Source organism: Agrobacterium sp. SUL3 (genome assembly GCF_001263295.1).
Lineage (GTDB): Bacteria > Pseudomonadota > Alphaproteobacteria > Rhizobiales > Rhizobiaceae > Agrobacterium > Agrobacterium tomkonis.
Map to the genome: position 1 here is coordinate 1 of NZ_KQ414528.1, position 17,997 is coordinate 17,997.

At 58.3% G+C, this 17,997-nt stretch carries 15 protein-coding genes and 2 pseudogenes; 7 read left to right on the forward strand and 10 right to left on the reverse strand.

Annotated elements, in window-relative coordinates; translation table 11 throughout:
• The 3 genes from AKG12_RS27080 to AKG12_RS27090 all read left to right on the forward strand — a co-directional run.
• The coding region (locus AKG12_RS27080) for a Gfo/Idh/MocA family protein (RefSeq protein ID WP_156316100.1) at window positions 1-972 on the forward strand (972 nt) is incomplete at its 5' end.
• An 8-nt stretch (window positions 973-980) separates the two neighbouring features.
• Window positions 981-1,766, forward strand: a complete 786-nt coding sequence (locus AKG12_RS27085) for a TIM barrel protein (RefSeq protein ID WP_052821214.1) — start codon at window positions 981-983, stop codon at window positions 1,764-1,766.
• Window positions 1,767-1,972: 206 nt separating this feature from the next.
• On the forward strand, window positions 1,973-3,019 hold the full coding sequence (locus tag AKG12_RS27090; protein WP_197283364.1) for a LacI family DNA-binding transcriptional regulator: 1,047 nt from the start codon (window positions 1,973-1,975) through the stop codon (window positions 3,017-3,019).
• Window positions 3,020-3,269: 250 nt separating this feature from the next.
• Here the strand turns inward: AKG12_RS27090 and AKG12_RS27095 are convergent, their stop codons facing one another.
• From AKG12_RS27095 to bglB, 5 genes are read right to left on the reverse strand one after another with little or no spacing between them, the layout of a single operon-like run.
• Window positions 3,270-4,319, reverse strand: a complete 1,050-nt coding sequence (locus AKG12_RS27095; protein ID WP_035226207.1) for a carbohydrate ABC transporter permease — start codon at window positions 4,317-4,319, stop codon at window positions 3,270-3,272.
• A 2-nt stretch (window positions 4,320-4,321) separates the two neighbouring features.
• Complete coding sequence (locus AKG12_RS27100) at window positions 4,322-5,317, reverse strand: carbohydrate ABC transporter permease (RefSeq protein ID WP_004433473.1); 996 nt, start codon at window positions 5,315-5,317, stop codon at window positions 4,322-4,324.
• 1 nt (window position 5,318) lies between these two features.
• Window positions 5,319-6,425 carry an ABC transporter ATP-binding protein gene (locus AKG12_RS27105; RefSeq protein ID WP_052821216.1) on the reverse strand — a complete coding sequence of 369 codons (1,107 nt, stop codon included), beginning with the start codon at window positions 6,423-6,425 and terminating at the stop codon, window positions 5,319-5,321.
• On the reverse strand, window positions 6,425-7,777 hold the full coding sequence (gene pglB, locus AKG12_RS27110; protein WP_052821232.1) for a polygalacturonase PglB: 1,353 nt from the start codon (window positions 7,775-7,777) through the stop codon (window positions 6,425-6,427). The genes AKG12_RS27105 and pglB overlap by 1 nt, the downstream gene beginning before the upstream one ends.
• A 5-nt stretch (window positions 7,778-7,782) precedes the next feature.
• Complete coding sequence (bglB, locus tag AKG12_RS27115; protein WP_052821217.1) at window positions 7,783-8,877, reverse strand: beta-galactosidase BglB; 1,095 nt, start codon at window positions 8,875-8,877, stop codon at window positions 7,783-7,785.
• 58 nt (window positions 8,878-8,935) lie between these two features.
• Between bglB and AKG12_RS30475 the strand changes: the two are divergent.
• Together AKG12_RS30475 and AKG12_RS27125 are read left to right on the forward strand one after the other, a co-directional pair.
• Window positions 8,936-9,067: pseudogene (locus AKG12_RS30475) on the forward strand (type IV secretory system conjugative DNA transfer family protein); the annotation flags it as partial.
• A gap of 240 nt (window positions 9,068-9,307) precedes the next feature.
• Window positions 9,308-10,258: a bile acid:sodium symporter family protein gene (locus AKG12_RS27125; protein ID WP_052821219.1), complete on the forward strand. Its 951-nt coding sequence runs from the start codon at window positions 9,308-9,310 to the stop codon at window positions 10,256-10,258.
• Between the two features lie 49 nt (window positions 10,259-10,307).
• Here AKG12_RS27125 and AKG12_RS27130 read toward each other — a convergent pair whose 3' ends face one another.
• Window positions 10,308-11,360 carry an aldo/keto reductase gene (locus AKG12_RS27130; protein ID WP_052821220.1) on the reverse strand — a complete coding sequence of 351 codons (1,053 nt, stop codon included), beginning with the start codon at window positions 11,358-11,360 and terminating at the stop codon, window positions 10,308-10,310.
• Window positions 11,361-11,543: 183 nt separating this feature from the next.
• Between AKG12_RS27130 and AKG12_RS27135 the strand changes: the two genes are divergently transcribed.
• On the forward strand, window positions 11,544-12,449 hold the full coding sequence (locus AKG12_RS27135) for a LysR family transcriptional regulator (RefSeq protein WP_052821221.1): 906 nt from the start codon (window positions 11,544-11,546) through the stop codon (window positions 12,447-12,449).
• Window positions 12,450-12,529: 80 nt separating this feature from the next.
• Here AKG12_RS27135 and AKG12_RS27140 read toward each other — a convergent pair whose 3' ends face one another.
• From AKG12_RS27140 to AKG12_RS27145, 4 genes and pseudogenes are all read right to left on the reverse strand, one after another.
• A complete protein-coding gene (locus AKG12_RS27140) occupies window positions 12,530-13,315 on the reverse strand; it encodes a 2-keto-4-pentenoate hydratase (RefSeq protein ID WP_052821233.1) in 786 nt (261 codons plus the stop codon).
• Between the two features lie 23 nt (window positions 13,316-13,338).
• Window positions 13,339-13,612 (reverse strand): annotated as a pseudogene (locus AKG12_RS31445) (fumarylacetoacetate hydrolase family protein); the annotation flags it as partial.
• Complete coding sequence (locus tag AKG12_RS30880; protein WP_285278021.1) at window positions 13,596-13,778, reverse strand: hypothetical protein; 183 nt, start codon at window positions 13,776-13,778, stop codon at window positions 13,596-13,598. The pseudogene AKG12_RS31445 and the gene AKG12_RS30880, both read right to left, overlap by 17 nt.
• Before the next feature lie 553 nt (window positions 13,779-14,331).
• Window positions 14,332-16,095 carry an ABC transporter ATP-binding protein gene (locus AKG12_RS27145; protein WP_052821222.1) on the reverse strand — a complete coding sequence of 588 codons (1,764 nt, stop codon included), beginning with the start codon at window positions 16,093-16,095 and terminating at the stop codon, window positions 14,332-14,334.
• Window positions 16,096-16,681: 586 nt separating this feature from the next.
• On the opposite strand from AKG12_RS27145, the gene AKG12_RS27150 reads away from it, so the two are divergent.
• Window positions 16,682-17,953 (forward strand): glycosyltransferase family 4 protein, encoded by a 1,272-nt coding sequence (locus AKG12_RS27150; RefSeq protein ID WP_037093490.1) that lies wholly within the window; start codon window positions 16,682-16,684, stop codon window positions 17,951-17,953.
• Window positions 17,954-17,997 lie beyond the last annotated feature (44 nt).

A 17,997-nucleotide genomic window follows, 5' to 3' on the forward strand; every position in this document is an offset into this window, starting at 1 on the left:
GGGGGTGATCACGCCCGCCGTATCAACAAGGTTCTGGGCGGTGCGAAGATCGTCGCTCTCAGCGACGTCAACCGCGCATCCGCCGAGGCGGTCAAGAACGACATCGCCCCCGATGCCGTCGTTTTCGCCACCGGTGAAGAGCTGATCGCATCACCGGACGTGGATGCCGTGCTCGTCACCTCATGGGGTGCCACGCATGAGCAATATGTGCTGGCGGCCATTGCCGCCGGCAAGCCGTGCTTCTGCGAAAAGCCGCTGGCAACAACGGCGGAAGGGGCAAAACGCATCGTCGACGCCGAGGTGGCGCATGGCAAGCGGCTGGTTCAGGTGGGCTTCATGCGCCGCTACGATGCCGGTTACGTGGCGCTGAAAAGGGCCGTCGATAGCAAAATCGGCGCGGCGATCATGGTGCACGCCGCCCACCGCAATCCAACGGTTCCGGAGCAATATGTCACGCCCATGGCGATCCATGACACGATGATCCATGAGATCGACGTGCTGCGCTGGCTGCTTGACGATGACTATGTTTCGGCGCGTGTTCTCTTTCCCCGTTCGGCGGCCAGAAGCCATGCAAGGCTGAAGGACCCGCAGATCGTCATTCTGGAGACGGCGAAGGGCACGATCATCGACGTCGAAATCTTCGTCAACTGCCACTATGGCTATGACATCCAGTGCCAGGTGGTGGGCGAGGACGGCATTGCCAGCCTGCCGGAGCCGATGTCGGTGCAAACGCGCCTCGGCGCCAAGCTGCAGAACGACATTCTGACTGACTGGAAAGATCGCTTCATCGCCAGCTACGATGTGGAGTTGCAGGACTTCATCCATGCGGCGGCGAAGGGCACGGCATCGGGGCCCAACTCCTGGGATGGCTACGTCGCCGCCATCACTTCCGACGCCTGCGTGGCCGCGCAGGAAACGGACGGGGCAGCCGTCGCGATTGAGCTTCCCACCCGTCCCGCCCTTTATCAGTGAGGTCTTTCATGCGTTTTGCCATCAACCACATCACCGCGCCGAAGCTTTCCCTTGAGGAGTTCTTCGCGACAGCCCGTGAACTCGGCCTTACCGAAGTCGAAATCCGCAACGACCTGCCTGATATCGTCGGCACGGTTGAGCCGGCGGCCGTGAAGGCGGCGGCCGAAAAGGCCGGCGTAACGATCATCTCGATCAATGCGCTTTATCCCTTCAACGTCTGGTCGGGCGACCTGCCTGCGCGGGCCGTCGCGATGGCCGATTATGCGGCGGCAAGTGGCGCGAAAGCGCTGGTCATGTGCCCGCTCAATGATGGGACGCCAGTGTCTTTTGACGATCTCGTCACGGCGCTGAAGGCCATGAAGCCGATCCTCGAAGAACGCGGCCTGACCGGCCTTGTCGAGCCACTCGGCTTCCCGGTATCATCACTGCGCACCAAGGCCGAGGCCATCAAGGCAATCGACGCGGCCGGCGGCGGCGATGTCTACAGGCTGGTGCACGACACCTTCCATCACCACCTCGCGGGCGAGACGGCGTTTTTCCCGGAACGAACGGGGCTGGTCCACATTTCCGGCGTGACCGATCCTGCCGTCTCCGTGGCCGACATGCTTGACGCTCACCGCGTTCTGGTGGATGGCGACGACCGGCTGGAGAATATCGCCCAGATCAGGACACTCGAGGCGGCCGGTTACAAGGGACCTTACAGCTTCGAGCCCTTTGCGACGGAAGTGCACGAGCTGAAGGATCCGGCAGCTGCCGTGAAGGACAGCATCGACCATATCTCTCAGGGGCTCTGACCGCGTGGCCGTTCGCGGTTCGCTGCGGGCGGCGTTTCTTGCGGGAGATTAAAAACCCAGAGAAATCAATTCCGCATTTACGGATGATGCTGTAATCTTCCGGCGACGAGAGAACAGCAAACAGGCACGGGTATTTTTCAGATCGACTGCGTGGGGCAGGCTTTCTGCCCGCACCGTCCGAAGTAGAGTGGTTGAATTTCCCCTTTATGAAAATAGACAGGAAAACGACGCTTAAGGACGTGGCGCGGGAGGCGAATGTTTCGCTGAGTACCGCTTCGCATGCCCTCAACGGCACCGCACCCTTGACCACGCAGGTTCGCGAGCGGGTGCTGGAAGCGGCTCGTTCGCTCGGTTATCTCGAAAACCGCCGGCAGAAGGCGACGATCGCCACTCTGCGTGTCGTGTTGCTCGCCATGACCAATGATGCAGCGCCGCAGAGCGATCTCAATATGGTCAGCTGGACGATGCTGAACGGCTTCCGGCGTGAATGCGAGAAGCGCGGCATTCGCATCGTTCCCTTTGTCAGCACGACGAGCCGGCTCGATCCCGTTACCGTCGCGGAGGCTGCCGATGCCGACAATGTCGATGGCATCGTGGTCCTGAATGATGACAGGGCGCAACTGGTCGAGGCGCTGTCCGCGCTTTCCAGGCCGGTGGTCCTGATCAATGGCGAAGACCCGGCCATGATCGTCGATACGGTGACGGCCGAGAACCGTTTTGGTGCGCGGCTCGGTATCGAGCATCTGCTCTCACTCGGGCATCGCGACATATTGCATGTCACCTGGAAGGGCCGCACGACGATCCGCCGCCGTTATGATGGTTATAGCGACGCGTATCTCGCGGCAGGCCTGACAGTTCCGGCCGATATGGTTATCGAGGTGGAAAGCTACGAGCCGGAATGGGGCGAGGTCGCCATCCGCCGCCTGCTGGCCGAGACACGCCCGCTTAGAAACGCAACGGCGATCTTCTGCGCCGCCGATAATCTGGCGCTCGGCTGCCTGAAGGCGTTGACGGAGGCCGGTATCCGCGTTCCCGATGATGTCTCGGTGCTTGGTTTTGACGATATCATGCCGGCCGCCTTCAGCGCGCCGCCGCTCAGCACCATACAATTGCCCGCTGACAGGCTGGGCGGTGCCGCCCTTTCACTTTTGGAACAGCGGCTTGTGGCAGCTGATCCCACCCGACCGGCGCACCGGCTGGAACTCGGCTGTCGGCTGGTATTAAGGGGTAGCATCGCTCCGCCGCCAAAATAGGATCGTCGGCCCCTCTGCGGGCTGGTGGAGAATGCCTGTTGGGCGACTAATTTTCTCGCCGTCATGCCGGACTTGATCCGGCATCCAGCCGACGCGGCTCTCGCGCGGCGGAGAGACCCCTTCAGCCCAAGGACTTGGGCTGGCAGGATACAGGCTCATGGCCGGTATGACGGGGTGGAGAGGTCTCGGTACTACATCATCCAATAGTCGAAGCGGCTATGCTTTAAAGCGAGCATCCTCGAACCCCGCCTCACTTCATGCCTGTCCCCGCAATGCCTGTCGTGATGTAACGCTGCAGGAACAGGAATACGACGGTGACAGGCGCCAGGCTGAGGAAGGTCATGGCGAGGATATAGTGCCATTGCACCGAGAACTCGCCCTGGAAGGCATTCAACCCCACCTGCAGCGTGAAGTTTTCACGGCTGCTGAGAACAATCAGTGGCCAGAGGAAGTCGTTCCAGCGCCAGAGCACCGAGAAGATGGCGAGAACCGCAAGCGCCGGCGCCGTCAGCGGCAGGATGATGCGCCAGAAGATGCGGAATTCGCTTGCCGCATCGACGCGGGCCGCCTCGATCAGCTCGTCCGGAATGGTCAGCATATATTGCCGCAGCAGGAACACGCCGGTCGGCGTCGCGACCGTCGGGATGATGACGCCCCAGAGATTGTCGACGAGGCCGACGCCGACGATGACGAGATAGGCCGGCACCATGACAACGGTGAGCGGGATCATCAGGGTGGATATGATCAGCACGAAGATCGCCTTCTCGCCGCGGAAGCGGTATTTGGAGAGAGCGAAGGCTGCCATGGCATTGACGATCAGCGTCAGGATAGTCGCCACGAAAGTGACGAAGACCGAGTTCTTGAGGAAGGTCAAAAAGCTGAACCGGGTGAGCGGATCGGTGAAGTTCTCCGTCGCGATGGTCAGTTTCTGAACCGGCGTTATTTCCCGCGTATCGACGCTAACCGGCGGACCGGGATTGGCGGGGTCCACCATCTGGGCTTTGAGGCCGATGCGACGGACCATGGCCATCTCCCGCTCCATGCCGTCGATGGGGGCTTTCCAGAGGCTGAGCGGTTTGTCGTAACCCTGCACTTCCACCTGCACGGCGGCGCGCGGCAGAAGGCTCGGCGGAAACCGGGTGATTTCGGCTTCCGGTTTCAGCGATGACATGGCGGCCCAGACGACGGGGATGAGGACGGCGAGCGTGCCGCCAATAAGCCAGACCCATGACAGGATATCGGTGAGGCCGATGCGGCCGGGGCGGCGGGTGCGTGTGAGGAAGGAGACGGCGTTGGACATGGTCAGGACTCCATCTTTTTGCCAAGGCGCAACTGCACCAGCGTCAGCGCGAGAAGCACAAGGCCCATCAGAACCGATGCGGCGGATGCAAGGCCGAACAGCCTCAGATCGCTGCCGAAGGCCATCTGGTAGATATATTGCACGACGAATGTATTGGCTGTTCCCGGTCCACCACCATTGGTGAGAACCCACGCTTCATCAAATATTTGCACCGATCTGATCATTAAGAGGATGAGCACGACCAGCAGGTTGGGCCCAAGCAGCGGCAGGGTGATGCGCAGCAGGGTGCGCCGGGGCGAGGCGGCGTCGATGGCGGCGGCTTCATAGAGGTCCTTCGGGATGGCCTGAAGGCCGGCCAGCAGGATGAGCGTATAAAAGCCCATATGGAACCAGACCGAAACGACGACCACGAAGAACCGCGACCAGCCGACATCCAGCAGGAAGATTTCCGGCGGCACGCCGAGCATCTGGAAAAAGGCGTTCAGCAGGCCGTTGCGGTCGAGGAACCATTTCCAGATGAGGCCGATGACGACGGGCGACAGCAGGACCGGATAAAAGAACATGGCGCGGAAGAAACCGCGTGCGGCAATCGCCCGGTTGAGGATGAGGGCGGTGATGAGCGCGACCAGCAACGTGGCGATGACGTTGAAGCCGACGAACCACAAAGTGTTCCAGATCGCCGTCCAGAACAGCGATTCCCGGCAGCTTCCGGGGTCCATGTAGCTCTGGCAATCCAGCAGCTTGCCGAAATTTTCCAGCCCGACAAAGGGGCGGTCGGTGATGAGAAGTTCGGTGCCGCCGGTGAAGGCGTAACCGACGGCAATCGCAATGGGCAGGAAGGTGAAGATGCCGAACAGGACAAGGTTCGGCATCAGGAAAATATAGGGCATGCGCCTTTTGCCGATCAGCCGCTCGATGAAGTTGAGCGGCACTTCGGCAATCGCCATCACGGCATCGAGCGCACGGTCGGACAGTCTCGCAAGCTTCGGATTGGCCATGCTAACCTCTCCCTTCGCTGTCGAGGCGCGGCAGCGCCAGTTCGGTGGCGGGATCGAAGACATGCACCTTTTCCCGCGTTGGCATGATCTTCAGCACCGAGCCGGAAGCGGGGGCGAAATGGCCCGCCTGATGCACGATGATCTGCTCCTTCTCTCCCTGAAGATTGCCATAGAGATAGGTCTCGGTGCCGAGGCTTTCGTGATATTGCACCTCGAAGGGCAAGCCGGCATTGTCGGAGATGGTGAAATGCGAGGGGCGAATGCCCGCGAGAACCGCCTGCCCGGGGCTGACGGCTGCCGGATCGATGAGGCAGGGCAGGGACACGCCATAACCGGTGTCGATGGCGATGCCGCCGTCACTGCCCTTGGTGATGGTGCCCTTCAGCATGTTCATGCGCGGCGAGCCGAGAAAGCCGGCGACGAAGAGGTTGCGCGGATTGTCGAAAAGCTCGAGCGGGCTGCCCACCTGCTCGATGCGTCCGGCGCGCAGCACCACGATCTTGTCGGCCATGGTCATGGCTTCCACCTGATCGTGGGTGACATAGATCATCGTCGTCTTGATATCGCGATGCAGGCGGGTGATTTCGGCGCGTGTCTGCACGCGCAGTGCGGCATCGAGGTTCGATAGCGGCTCGTCGAAGAGGAAGATGTCAGGCTCGCGCACGATGGCACGGCCGATGGCGACGCGCTGGCGCTGGCCGCCGGAAAGCTGTTTCGGCTTGCGGTCGAGATAGGGTTCGATGGCGAGCATACGCGCCGCCTCGTTGATGCGGTTTTCGATTTCCGATCGCTTGAAGCGCAGGTTTTCCAGGCCGAAGGCGAGGTTCTTGCGCACGCTCATATGCGGATAAAGCGCATAGGACTGGAAGACCATGGCGATCTTGCGCTCGGCCGGCGACAGTGCGCTGACATCGCGATTTCCAATCGCGATGCTGCCCGACGTTACGTCTTCCAAACCGGCGATGATGCGCAGCAGCGTCGATTTTCCGCAGCCCGACGGGCCGACGAAAACGACGAATTCGCCGTTTTCGATCTGGAGATCGATATCATGCAGGACGTGAACGGCGCCGAACGCCTTGTTGAGGTTTTCGAGTTTCAGACTTCCCATCACCTGCTCCCTTCAACCGAGCTCGCCGTCGCGACGATCTCGTGGTCGTTCCAACCCTCGGGCAAGGGCATTGCTCTTTTGATGGCGACATCGTCAGCCGAAAAACCGTGAACGCCCTCAAGATATATCGTGGGCATGCCGCCCGGATAATCCTCCATACCGACGATCCGGCCCTCAGCATCCTGCGTCCAGGCATTAGCGCGGCCGGCCGCATCGGCGCTTGGCGCTATATCGGCATTGGTGGGACGCAGGTCATATTGCAGGCCGGTGCCGAGCTTGCCGGGCTCCTGCGCCAGCGTGATGCGCGCAAGCCTGACATTGTGAATGCCGGCTGCCGAGGTGGATACGAGGTTGATCGCTCCCTCCATCGAACCGCTCAAATCTTCGATAACAAGATTGTCCACCATGCCTGCCTGCCGTTCGGGGCGGCGGTCAACGACAGTGACGGTGACAGCTTCGCCAGAACCCCAGAAACCACCCGGCGTCTCATGGCACTCGGCCTCGATGCGTGAAAAGCGGATGTTGCGCATGGCGCCGCCATCACGGGAGAAAAGACCCATGCCGCGATTTGACTGCACCACCTTGCAGTCTTCGAACACCACATTAGTGAAATCGCCGAAGGATTCGGTGCCGAGCTTCAGCGCGCAGCTCATGCTGGAAACGGTGCAGCGGCGAACCGCGATATTGGCGCACACGCCCACTGCCTTGCCATCCGGCCCGGCACTGGTCTTGAGGCAGATGCCGTCATCCGCAGTCGAGATGAAGCAATCCTCGATCAGCGCGCGGCGGCAGGCATCCAGCACGATGCCATCCGTATTCGGCAGGCGGCGGTCGTTTTCGATGCGCAGATTGCGGAAATGAAGGTCCTCGCAATTGACCATATGCAGCGTCCACATGGGGGAGCCACTGACGTGCAGGTTTTCGAGGCGGACATTACGGCAGGCTTCCAGCACCATCACACGCGGGCGTTTTTTTGCCGGGATATAGGTGCCCATGGCTGTGTCGTCGCCAATGATGAAGTTTTCACCGCCTGCCTCGATACGGCCCGGACCCGTGACGGCGATGTCGTGCGCGCCCTTGGCGATAATCATGCCGCGATCGGAGTCTTCGGCAATCACCGAAACCCGGGTCAGCGCGTAAGCGTCGTAATCGGAAACGGGGGCGAGTACCGCGTCAGCGGCAAGGTGCAGTTCCACGCCGCTTTTGAGCTGGAGACCGGCGCTGACATGTCGTCCGGCCGAGAGAGAAACGCGCCCGCCGCCTGCTGATGACACGGCGTCGATAGCCTGCTGGATGGTCGCCGTGGCATCGAGGCCACTGGCCGCAACTGTGATGTCCTGACTGATGTTCATGATGCTCACGATGTCTTTGGCCTTTTCAGAAAAACGTCGATCAGAAGCAGCATCGTCAGTGCCTGCCCGTAGGGCGTGGGCAGGTTGGGGATGCGGCGGTAAAAATCGAGATCGTGGCCCATTGGCGTGCCGTCGGAGACGCCGTGAACGACGCCTTCGTCATCGATATTGCCGAGCACCGCCTTCAGCGCGCGTTCCGCATGCGGACGGTTCTCTTCACCGAGAATGCCGGCCTCGATGCCGCGCAGAATGCCATAGGCGATGCCGGCCGTTGCCGAAGTCTCGACCGGCGACGTCGGGTCATCGAGCAGCGTATGAAACATGCCGTCTTCACGCTGATATTTTCTCAGCGACCGCACCTGGCTTGAAAGCACATTGGCGAGGAAACGTTTGTCCTTCTGAGCGAGTGTCGGCACCAGTTCAAAGAGTTCGGGAATGGCGACGGTGATCCATGAATTGCCGCGTGCCCAAAACGCGTCCGCGAAATTGTGGCGACCGTTGAAGGTCCAGCCGTGATACCAGAGCCCGGTGACGGGGTCGGAGAGATAGCGCGCATGGATCATGAACTGGTAGACGGCCTCGTCGATCCAGTCCTGCCGTTTGCAGACAACGCCGGCGCGAGCGAGAAACAGACAGGCCATGAACAGCGTGTCGTCCCAGAGCTCCCCCTCATTCAGCCGTTCCTTCACGACGTGCTGAAAACCGCCATCTTCGGTTTTTGGCAATTTATGCACCAGCCAGCCGGCCCAGTCTTCCACCAACGCGCGGAAATCCGGCCGGTCGACATGTTCGGTGAGGATGACGAGGGGCAGCATCGGCGCGGAACTGTTGATCTGGCGCGGCGGCAGGCCACGGTCGATCTGCCAGCCGTACCATGTCACAAGGTCGTCCAGTGCCTTCTGGTCGTTGGCCGCGAGTGCCCGGCGCAGGAAACCATAAAGGCCAACACCCACTTCCCAATCCCATTCATCGAACTGGATCTTGCCATCGGAACTGCCGCTGACCAGACCTTCCTGAATGCCTTTGAGGCGGCTGAAGGCGGCGGCGACATTATCGATCGTTGTCCTGAGAGTGTCTTTTTCCATGCTTGGCTGGTTCATCTGTCAATTCCGCTTAGGAGTAGAAGGGTTTTGCAGCGCTGCCCGATGCGGGGTCGGCACCCCTGATGAGGTTCGCAATCTGCCCGCAAAAGGGCAATTGCTGTTCCTGGCCGGGCAACGACCAATTTTCGCTGAGAAGCTTGTCTATTTTGCCGATCCGGAGTTCAGGGAGATGTTTGACGCAGTCTAACGGATGCACGACGAAAAGGCAGTCCAGCATTTGAGACCTTGTGTACGCGGCCCTTGGGCTCTCTTCGGCGCAACGGGAAGCGGATAGATGAGCCTTCGTCCAAATTGCAGTCCTGTGGCGACGGTGGTATCGCGGCGGAGGGATCGTTTTCGACCGCGAGGTCTAGCAACGCGGTAATGACCTTGACAGGGCACCACAGGAGTCTAGAGGGGTTTTCATGATCATGTTGGGAGTATGAAAATGAAGACGCTGGCAGCCATTTCGGCTTTTGTGGGCAAGACTTTTGCCATCTGGGTCATCCTGTTTGCCGTCCTCGGCTTTTTCTTTCCGGATACGTTCAAGCAGATCGCGCCCTGGATCGTAACGCTTCTGTCAATCATCATGTTCGGCATGGGTCTCACACTTTCGGTCGACGACTTCAGGGAGGTCGTGAAAAGGCCGTTCGATGTGACGATCGGCGTACTCGGCCAGTTTCTCATCATGCCGCTTCTGGCCGTCCTGCTGACGCTTATCATTCCCATGCCGCCGGAAGTCGCGGCTGGCGTCATTCTGGTTGGCTGCTGCCCGGGCGGCACGTCTTCCAATGTCATGACTTATCTCTCCAAGGGCGATGTCGCGCTGTCGGTCGCCTGCACCTCGGTCACCACGCTCGCGGCGCCGCTGGTGACGCCATTCCTCGTCTGGCTGTTCGCAAGCCAGTTCCTGCCCGTCGACGGTTGGGCGATGTTCCTCAGCATCGTCAAGGTCGTTCTGGTTCCGCTGGCTCTGGGCGCCGCCCTGCAAAAGCTGCTGCCCGGTCTCGTCAAGACCGCCGTACCGGCGTTGCCGCTCGTCAGCGTCATTGGCATCGTCCTCATCGTCGCGGCGGTGGTGGGAGGATCGAAGGCGTCCATCGCCCAGTCCGGGCTGATGATTTTTGCCGTCGTGGTTCTGCACAATGGCCTTGGCTATCTGCTCGGTTACCTCGCGGCAAAGGCAACGGGCCTGTCGCTTGCCAAGCGCAAGGCCATTGCGATAGAGGTCGGCATGCAGAATTCGGGCCTTGGTGCAGCACTTGCCACGGCCTATTTTTCGCCTCTCGCTGCCGTTCCGAGCGCCATTTTCAGCGTCTGGCACAATATTTCCGGTGCAATCCTGGCAAACTGGTTTTCGGGCCGGGTGGACGCAGGCTCCGCCAACAAAACCGCCTGAAGCCCCGCATTTGTCAGGCCGCCTGTGGTTCAGGCGGCCTGACCGTGCCTTAGAACGGCATGGTCTGACGTGCTACGGCCGGTGGATTAAGCCGGGCAAAGCCCTCCTGGCGCTGATACGGGAAATGCGGATAGGGAGCAGTCGTCTCGCTGGCCTCGTCCAGCGTCGCTACCTGTGCTGACGTCAGCTCCCATCCCACGGCGTCGAGGTTCTGGCGAAGCTGTTCCTCATTGCGCGCGCCGATGATGACCGTGGAAACAGTCGGGCGTCTGAGCAGCCAGTTGAGGGCGACCTGCGGCACCGTCCTGCCGGTTTCTTCCGCGACAGCGTCGAGCGCATCGATCACGCGGTAGAGATGTTCATCATCCACCGGCGGGCCGAAGCTGGCTGTCTCATGCAGGCGGCTGCCTTCCGGCAGCGGCGTGCCGCGACGGATTTTTCCGGTCAATCGCCCCCAGCCAAGCGGGCTCCAGACCATGGCGCCAAGGCCCTGATCCGCCCCGAGCGGCATCAGATCCCACTCGTAGTCGCGGCCAACAAGCGAGTAATAGACTTGGTTGACGACATAACGCGGCCAGCCATATCGATCGGCGACCGCGAGCGACTTCATGATCTGCCAGCCGGAAAAATTCGAGACGCCGGTATAGCGGACCTTGCCGGACCGGACGAGCGTATCGAGCGTCGACAGCACTTCCTCAACCGTGAAGGCATCGTAGGCATGGAGCTGGAGTATGTCGATATAGTCGGTCTTTAGGCGGCGCAGGGCGTCATCCACCGCGCGCAGCAGCCGGAAGCGCGACGACCCGGCCTCGTTCGGCCCGTCACCCATCGGCAGGCTGGTCTTCGTAGAGATCAGAACTCTGTCGCGCCTTCCCTTGACGGCTTCGCCGAGCACTTCCTCCGATGCTCCATTGGAATAGACATCGGCGGTATCGAACAGGTTGACGCCTGCGTCCATGCAAATATCGATCAGGCGTCGGGCTTCTGCGGCATTTGAGTTGCCCCAGTTGCTGAAGAGCGGGCCGGAGCCGCCGAAGGTTCCGGTGCCGAAACTCAAGACCGGCACTTTCAGACCGGATTTGCCAAGCTGGCGATATTCCATGAGACTTTCCTTTGTTGTTTCGAAATGGTCGTGGGCGCGCGTCGCGGCGTGGCCTTCTGCCCGTCCATTCGTGATCTGACTGATGAAGACTGCGGTGTGTTACAATCGCTGTCGTAAGATAGACGCCTGCTCTTCAATGAAATAGAATGCCGAAACTATTATCACTTGTGAGATGAAGTCATCATGGCGCGATTGGAGATCAACCGGGCAGGGGAGATGGAGATATTCGTACGGGTCATAGAGCTTGGTGGTTTTTCCCGCGCGGCGGCTGCGGCTAGCATGACGCCTTCCGCCGTGAGCAAGCTGATCGCACGGCTGGAAAGCCGCCTTGGTGCGCGCCTGCTCAACCGTTCCACCCGTCAGCTTCAGATCACGCCCGAGGGCTGCGCCTTTTATGAGCGGGCCACCCGTATCCTCGCCGATCTTGAAGAGGCCGAACGCGCCGCCGGGGAAGGTGAACGGCCTCTCGGCCGCGTGCGGATCAACACCAGCGCATCCTATGCAGCGCATATTCTTGCACCCATCCTGCCACGGTTTCTGGCGCTCCATCCAGGCATTACGCTTGATATCGTCCAGACAGATATGGTGGTCGACCTGCTTGCGGAACGCACGGATGTGGCGGTGCGCGCGGGACCGTTAAAAAGCTCAACGCTTGTCGCTCGCAAGCTCGGTGAGACGAGAATGATCATCGCCGCCTCCCCGGATTATCTGGAGCGTCATGGCACGCCGCAGACAATAACCGATCTCGAAGATCACAACCGTCTCGGTTTTGGCTACACCCGGTCCGTCGACGGCTGGCCGTTACGGAACGACGGAAAGACCGTCGTCATTCCGGCCACGGGACGCGTGCAGGTGAGCGATGGCGAGGGGCTTCGCCGTCTTGCCCTTGCCGGTGTCGGTCTGGTTCGCCTTGCGGCTTTTACCGTGCGGGAGGATATCGCCGCCCGCCGTCTGATACCGGTCCTCGTTCATCTCGATACGGGTGAAACGGAGATGTTTCATGCCGTCTATGTCGGCCAACGGGGACCGCTTCCGGCACGTATTCGGGCGCTGCTCGATTTTCTCGGCGAGTATGGGCGGGTGAAGTGACGTTCCGCGTGCCACGAAAGGCGTGAGTGGAATTAAGGCCTCGGACTGCCGGAAAACGGTAGCAGCCTGAGGAGCGAAGGCTATCGTTTCGGCCCTGAGAGTGTGAAAGCACCAGCCGATTCCAGCCTTATACGCGTCTCGCCAGCAAGTGTGCTTGGTATCGCACCGCAAAGGCTACCCGTCGTCACGACATTGCTAGCCTTCAGTATCTCGCCGGTGTTGAATGCCGAATTGGCGAAGGCGACAAGCGGCGCAATCGGATCACCATTCGGATGCTTGACCTTGGCATCGAAAAGCGACACCGTTCCCTCTGTAACGGTGAGTTGCAGCAGGTTCTCGCCGTTCCCGGTAAAGACCTCCACGATGCCTTCGTCTAGTTCCGGGCCGATGACGAAGCCGTGGTTGGCGAGGCGATCCGCGAGAAAGAGCGGAAACGGCACCTGGTTTTTCTCCTGCAATCGGTAGCGAAGAAGTTCAACACCCAGATGGATACTGTTGATATAGCTTGTCAGATCGGCTTTGGTGAGTAGCCCTTCGATTGAAGCGGGAATATCGGCGGAGAGCGTAAAGCAGATTTCTATTTCTATGCCCTCCGTGCCATGAAGCGGAAAGGAAGCGACATTGGCGCCATCCACCTCGCGGCAATCAAACATGGGCGCCCCAACCGGCTCGCCATCCGGGCGGATCGCCACCTTCCAGCCGACGGCGGGTTTTCCCAAGTAGCGCGCAAAGGCCTGCTGTACCGTCATCGCCTCCGCGAGCGTGCCGGGCACGAGGCCCTCAGCCTCGAGCCTTGCCAATGGAATTTTGTCACCCTCCCGGTTTGTCTTTGCAAAACGCTTCGCCAGTTTTTCCATAGCTGTCATTTCGCTCATGTCTCTCGATAATCTCATGAGCCGAATGCTGTCACGATTTGCCGCTGTCTGCCAAGGCCATCAACGCGGAGTGCGACCTCGTTGCCTGCTTTTAGGAAGTCCGAGGGTCTCACGCCAAGGCCGACACCGGGCGGTGTCCCTGCGGTGATCAGGTCGCCTTGGCATAAGCCGCATGAAACGACTGATGTGCGATACAAGCGTTGCTATCGGGAAAATCATCCGGCATGTCGAGCCGGTATGCATGCGCTTCCCGTTGACGTCGAGCCGAAGGTCAAGATTTTGCACGGCGGATAGAGCGGAAGGAGATGGAAGAAGCTTTGGTGAAATGTAGAGTTGCTCGTTGAGGAGCTTTGGATCCCGTGTTGGTTTTTTTCATCGCTGCCGCAGCGGCGGCGTCCGGAACCGCGTTGGCCGCCTTGATCGATTTCAGCGATAAAGCGGCGAAGCGCGTCACCAGATCCTGATGCCACCTATCAGCTTATGATAATCATCAGGCATTCCGTGTGACGCCGACCTCCGCAAAGAAAAACACTTTTCTGCCCACGGCCGTTGATCAGGCCTTGTGTTCGAGCCCGATATGAGCGCCGGCATCGGCCCTATGCGACGGCAAATGGTACAATTTGGCTCGCAAAAGCGGACGGCAAAAGGCTCTCAGAATTGCGCTCGAAGCGTGGCTCGGAAGCAGCCTGCTAACGCCATTAATACAATCGAGGCCGTCAACAGGGAGCACGATGCTCTTGCTGCTCTCGGTTTGGCCGTGCTGTTGGCGAGCGTGAGTAAATGGGAATCGCGATTGCCATCCGTCAGGGGACGGAAGTCGTCTGCACCATCAGCGTAGCCGCGCCGCCAAACGGTTGACCGATGAACGCGTTGCGGAATTCTGCCGGTCCTAGTCAGGTGAGCAAGCGATATTGAAATCGCCTGGCACTCTGCGTTAACCGATCGACGGCATCTGATCTCACGAGGAAGTTTTTGAGATCCGCCAATGCCGTCCGATTCTGGTTTGCTTAGGCCACGTCTGCATCGAACTGGATACTGTGCAATCGCTTGTAGAGACCATCCGTTGCGAGCAACTCGCGACGGCTTCCCTGCTCGACAATCTGACCATTATCCATGACGACGATCTTGTCGGCGCGGTTGATTGTAGAGAGACGGTGAGCAATGACAATCGATGTCTTGTTGAGCGTCAAACGCTCAAGCGCGTCTCGGACAAGCGCTTCGGATTCCGAATCGAGCGCGCTTGTTGCTTCGTCGAGGATCAATATGTCTGCGTCTCTCAGCATTGCACGGGCGATTGCAACACGCTGCCTTTGGCCACCAGACAGACCGGAGCCGTTTTCGCCAAGCTTGCTGTCATAACCATCAGGCATGTTCATGATGAAATCATGTGCGTTTGCCGCCTTGGCCGCAGCGATTATTTCCTCATCGGTAGCGTTGTCACGACCGACAGAGATGTTGTGCTTGATGGTTCCGGAGAAGAGGAAGGTCTCCTGGCCAACGTATGAAACGTGCTCACGCAGGCTGGCGAACGACGCATCGCGCAAATCCATTCCGTTGATTGCGACGGAGCCGCTCTGCGGATCATAAAGGCGCATTATAAGGTTGATGATCGTCGATTTGCCGCTACCGGAAGGCCCGACTAGCGCAGTCATCTTGCCACCCTCAAAAACGACGTTGACGTCCGTAAGAACCGGCTGGCCCGACAGATATTCGAAGCAGACGTTCTTTAGTTCCACATCGCCGCTTGCCTTGGGGAGCGGATGCGCATCCTTTTTCTCGGCAAGCGTCAAAGGCGCGTCAAGAACCTCGAACATCATACGCACGCCGATCATGCCGCCTTCGATCTGGACACGCATGCGGGCCAGACGTTTTGCCGGTTCGTAAGCAAGAAGCAAAGCCGTAATAAAGGCCATCAGGTCACCCGGCGATCCCCCTTTTTCAAGCACAGTGTAACCGGACACGGCGATTACGACCGCAATCGCTAGGCCAGACAGGGTCTCCATGATCGGGCTGGTCGCCGCTTCAAGCTTCGCAATGCCGTTGGCGCGATGCTCAACGTCGGACACGGCTTTGTTCATGCGCTGGCGCATCAGTTTCTCAAGCGAAAATGCCTTGATGACGCGAACACCAATGCTCGTTTCCTGCACGACGTTGACAATTTCACCCAGCGAGGCGAGTTCAGCTTCCATGATCTTGCGAACACGACGTAGGACAAGACGAACACTGAAGATCGCCAATGGACCGATAATCATGGAGATCGCACTCAGAAGAAAGTTCTGGGCGAACATCACGATGATCAGTCCTAGGAGCGAAAAAAGGTCCCGGACAAAAGAGGTGACGATCGTGTCTATGACGCTCCGGGCTGCCTGCGCATTGTAGGTGACGCGCACAAGAAGTTCGGAGGAAGGTAGGTTTTGAAAAAAGGACACTCCCTGTTTCAACAGCCGATCATAGATTTTGCGCTGCTGCTCGGCGACGATGCTGTTGCCGGCCTTGCTCAGGTAATAGCTCTGTACAAAAGTCGCGAGACCCTTGACTATGAAAATGGCCGCGACCGCAAAAGCAATCTCAAGAACGACGTCAAAGCCTCTCTTCAGATAAACGCTGTTTACGATATCGCGCATAATCCAAGCGCTGAGAGACGTCATGGCGGCAACAACAACCATCGCCGCAATTGCTGCAGAGTACCAACCGACATGTTTTTTGAAGTTCTCTTTAAAAAGTCGCGTCAGCAACTTCTTGTCGTTTGGCGACAAAAACGATCCGATCACAGAAGTATCCTTATTTGGTGTCGACGCCCACACATTTTAGATTGCACATTCAGCTGCATGTTATTCATGCCGGATGGTTTTCTTAGTTTCCACTCGCTGCCGTGCCGAGCTCGATAATCTCTCTCGCGCCCGAGCAAAAATGCGCGAAAGGCTCTGGTAGACAACGAGCCCGATTGATTTTAGACCACGCCAATAAGCCTAGCGATCTAAAGTGTCAACATCGAGCGTTGTCACGGCGACGAAAATGAGTGATCGGCAGATAAGAGCTGATGCGCAAAGATCGTTACTCAGAGCAGAAAATCGAGCAGGTTTGCTAGCGGACCCGCCAAAGACGTCTACAAGGCACTGGCGATTCTAAGAACGGCATTTTTCCTCCTTTGATGTGGCTCTGGGCGTTTGATTGGCTGCGCGATTGACAAGCTGGTGGGCTAAAATCTATATCGACGCGAAGTCGCGAAAGCTCTCGCCTGAAACGTTCTGGCTTATTTGTGAAGGCTGCATTATGCCATTCACTGATTGCAGAAGGATTTTTGGTTGCATCCCCGATGACTATTGTCGGGCCAGTTCAAAGCAGGCAGGTCAGTGAATGTCCGACGTATTTTTTGATTTATCAGAGCTCTATTTGAATTCCGGCGTGAAATTCAAATATTATGGTATAGCACGAACCGTCATGGAAGTTGCGTACGAGCTTACAAAGCTCGATGCATCCGTTCGCTACGTTATCTACTCACCGCTGCACCGCCGCTTCTTTGAGGTTTTTCCACGCGTAGGCGATGCGTCGCCAACGGGAGTTCTTGATCCGAATATCCCTTCTTCGGCAACGCCTTTGCGCCTTCGTCAAAATTTATATGATAGAAACGCTATTAAAAACGCGTTTTATCGGATTCTGCACAAAATCGTCCAGAATCGCAATAAGAAGCGCTGGGCAACCGTTCCCGTTGGGGCGGTTAAGGCTGTAGACCTTGATGGGCAGGTCCTCATTGCGCTTGGGCGTCCGAAAATAATGTCAGACTATCTGATGGCTCTGGTGGAAAATGGGACCAAGCCGATTTTCGTCCCTCTTCTTCATGACATGATCCCTTTGCATGATTTCACCCATCGAAATCAGTTCTCGTTTCCGAGAAACTTTATTCACGACAATAAGGTTGCCATCACGGCTGCGTCTATGGTTCTTACCAACTCCGAGTTTACCGCGGCAGAAGTCCGGCATTTTTCGAAAGCCGGGATATTGCCCGCGGTATCATCTGTTGTTGCAGTTCCTCTTTGCCACGAATTGCGTCCCACAAATGAGCCGGTTGATAAGTACGGCCCGGAAAAGCCATACCTTTTATGTGTTGGCATCTACAATGGTCGGAAAAATCTCGAGTGCGTGGTCGAAGCAATGCTATTCTTGCATCAGCGAGGCGTTGGAGTGCCTGAACTCGTGTTGGCGGGTGCGCGGCGTAAAAGGGTAGAAAAATTCCTTAAAAAGGAAAAATTTGCAGCATTATCCAGCAAATTTCATTTCGTTTTCAATCCTAACCAGGCTGAGTTGCGCGCGCTGTACGAAAAGGCCTATGCACTGCTTCTGCCCAGTCGAATGGAAGGCTGGGGCCTCCCGGTCAGTGAAGCATTGTGGTGTGGAACGCCGGCGCTGGCTGCAGATGTTCCTGCACTTCGGGAAGCAGGCGGGGATTTGGCACGCTATTTCGATCCAGAAAGGCCCGAAGACCTCGCGGATAAGCTCCAGAAGCTTCTGGAAAATCCTGCTGATTATTCGGAGTTGAAAAAAACCATCGCGTTGTCACGTCCACAAATGCGAACCTGGAGAGATGTTGCGCAAGGAATTCTTGATGCAATCACACCAGTACGCTCTTGACGCACTAAAATAAAACTGAACCATTACCAGATGCGTTTATGTAC

Excerpts from the sequence above, each read along its gene's own strand:
- AKG12_RS27085 (WP_052821214.1), top strand. The coding sequence starts at position 981 with ATGCGTTTTGCCATCAACCACATCACCGCGCCGAAGCTTTCCCTTGAG.
- AKG12_RS27090 (WP_197283364.1), top strand. The coding sequence starts at position 1,973 with ATGAAAATAGACAGGAAAACGACGCTTAAGGACGTGGCGCGGGAGGCG.
- AKG12_RS27095 (WP_035226207.1), bottom strand. The coding sequence starts at position 4,319 with ATGTCCAACGCCGTCTCCTTCCTCACACGCACCCGCCGCCCCGGCCGC.
- AKG12_RS27100 (WP_004433473.1), bottom strand. The coding sequence starts at position 5,317 with ATGGCCAATCCGAAGCTTGCGAGACTGTCCGACCGTGCGCTCGATGCC.
- AKG12_RS27105 (WP_052821216.1), bottom strand. The coding sequence starts at position 6,425 with ATGGGAAGTCTGAAACTCGAAAACCTCAACAAGGCGTTCGGCGCCGTT.
- pglB (WP_052821232.1), bottom strand. The coding sequence starts at position 7,777 with ATGAACATCAGTCAGGACATCACAGTTGCGGCCAGTGGCCTCGATGCC.
- bglB (WP_052821217.1), bottom strand. The coding sequence starts at position 8,877 with ATGAACCAGCCAAGCATGGAAAAAGACACTCTCAGGACAACGATCGAT.
- AKG12_RS27125 (WP_052821219.1), top strand. The coding sequence starts at position 9,308 with ATGAAGACGCTGGCAGCCATTTCGGCTTTTGTGGGCAAGACTTTTGCC.
- AKG12_RS27130 (WP_052821220.1), bottom strand. The coding sequence starts at position 11,360 with ATGGAATATCGCCAGCTTGGCAAATCCGGTCTGAAAGTGCCGGTCTTG.
- AKG12_RS27135 (WP_052821221.1), top strand. The coding sequence starts at position 11,544 with ATGGCGCGATTGGAGATCAACCGGGCAGGGGAGATGGAGATATTCGTA.
- AKG12_RS27140 (WP_052821233.1), bottom strand. The coding sequence starts at position 13,315 with ATGACAGCTATGGAAAAACTGGCGAAGCGTTTTGCAAAGACAAACCGG.
- AKG12_RS27150 (WP_037093490.1), top strand. The coding sequence starts at position 16,682 with ATGTCCGACGTATTTTTTGATTTATCAGAGCTCTATTTGAATTCCGGC.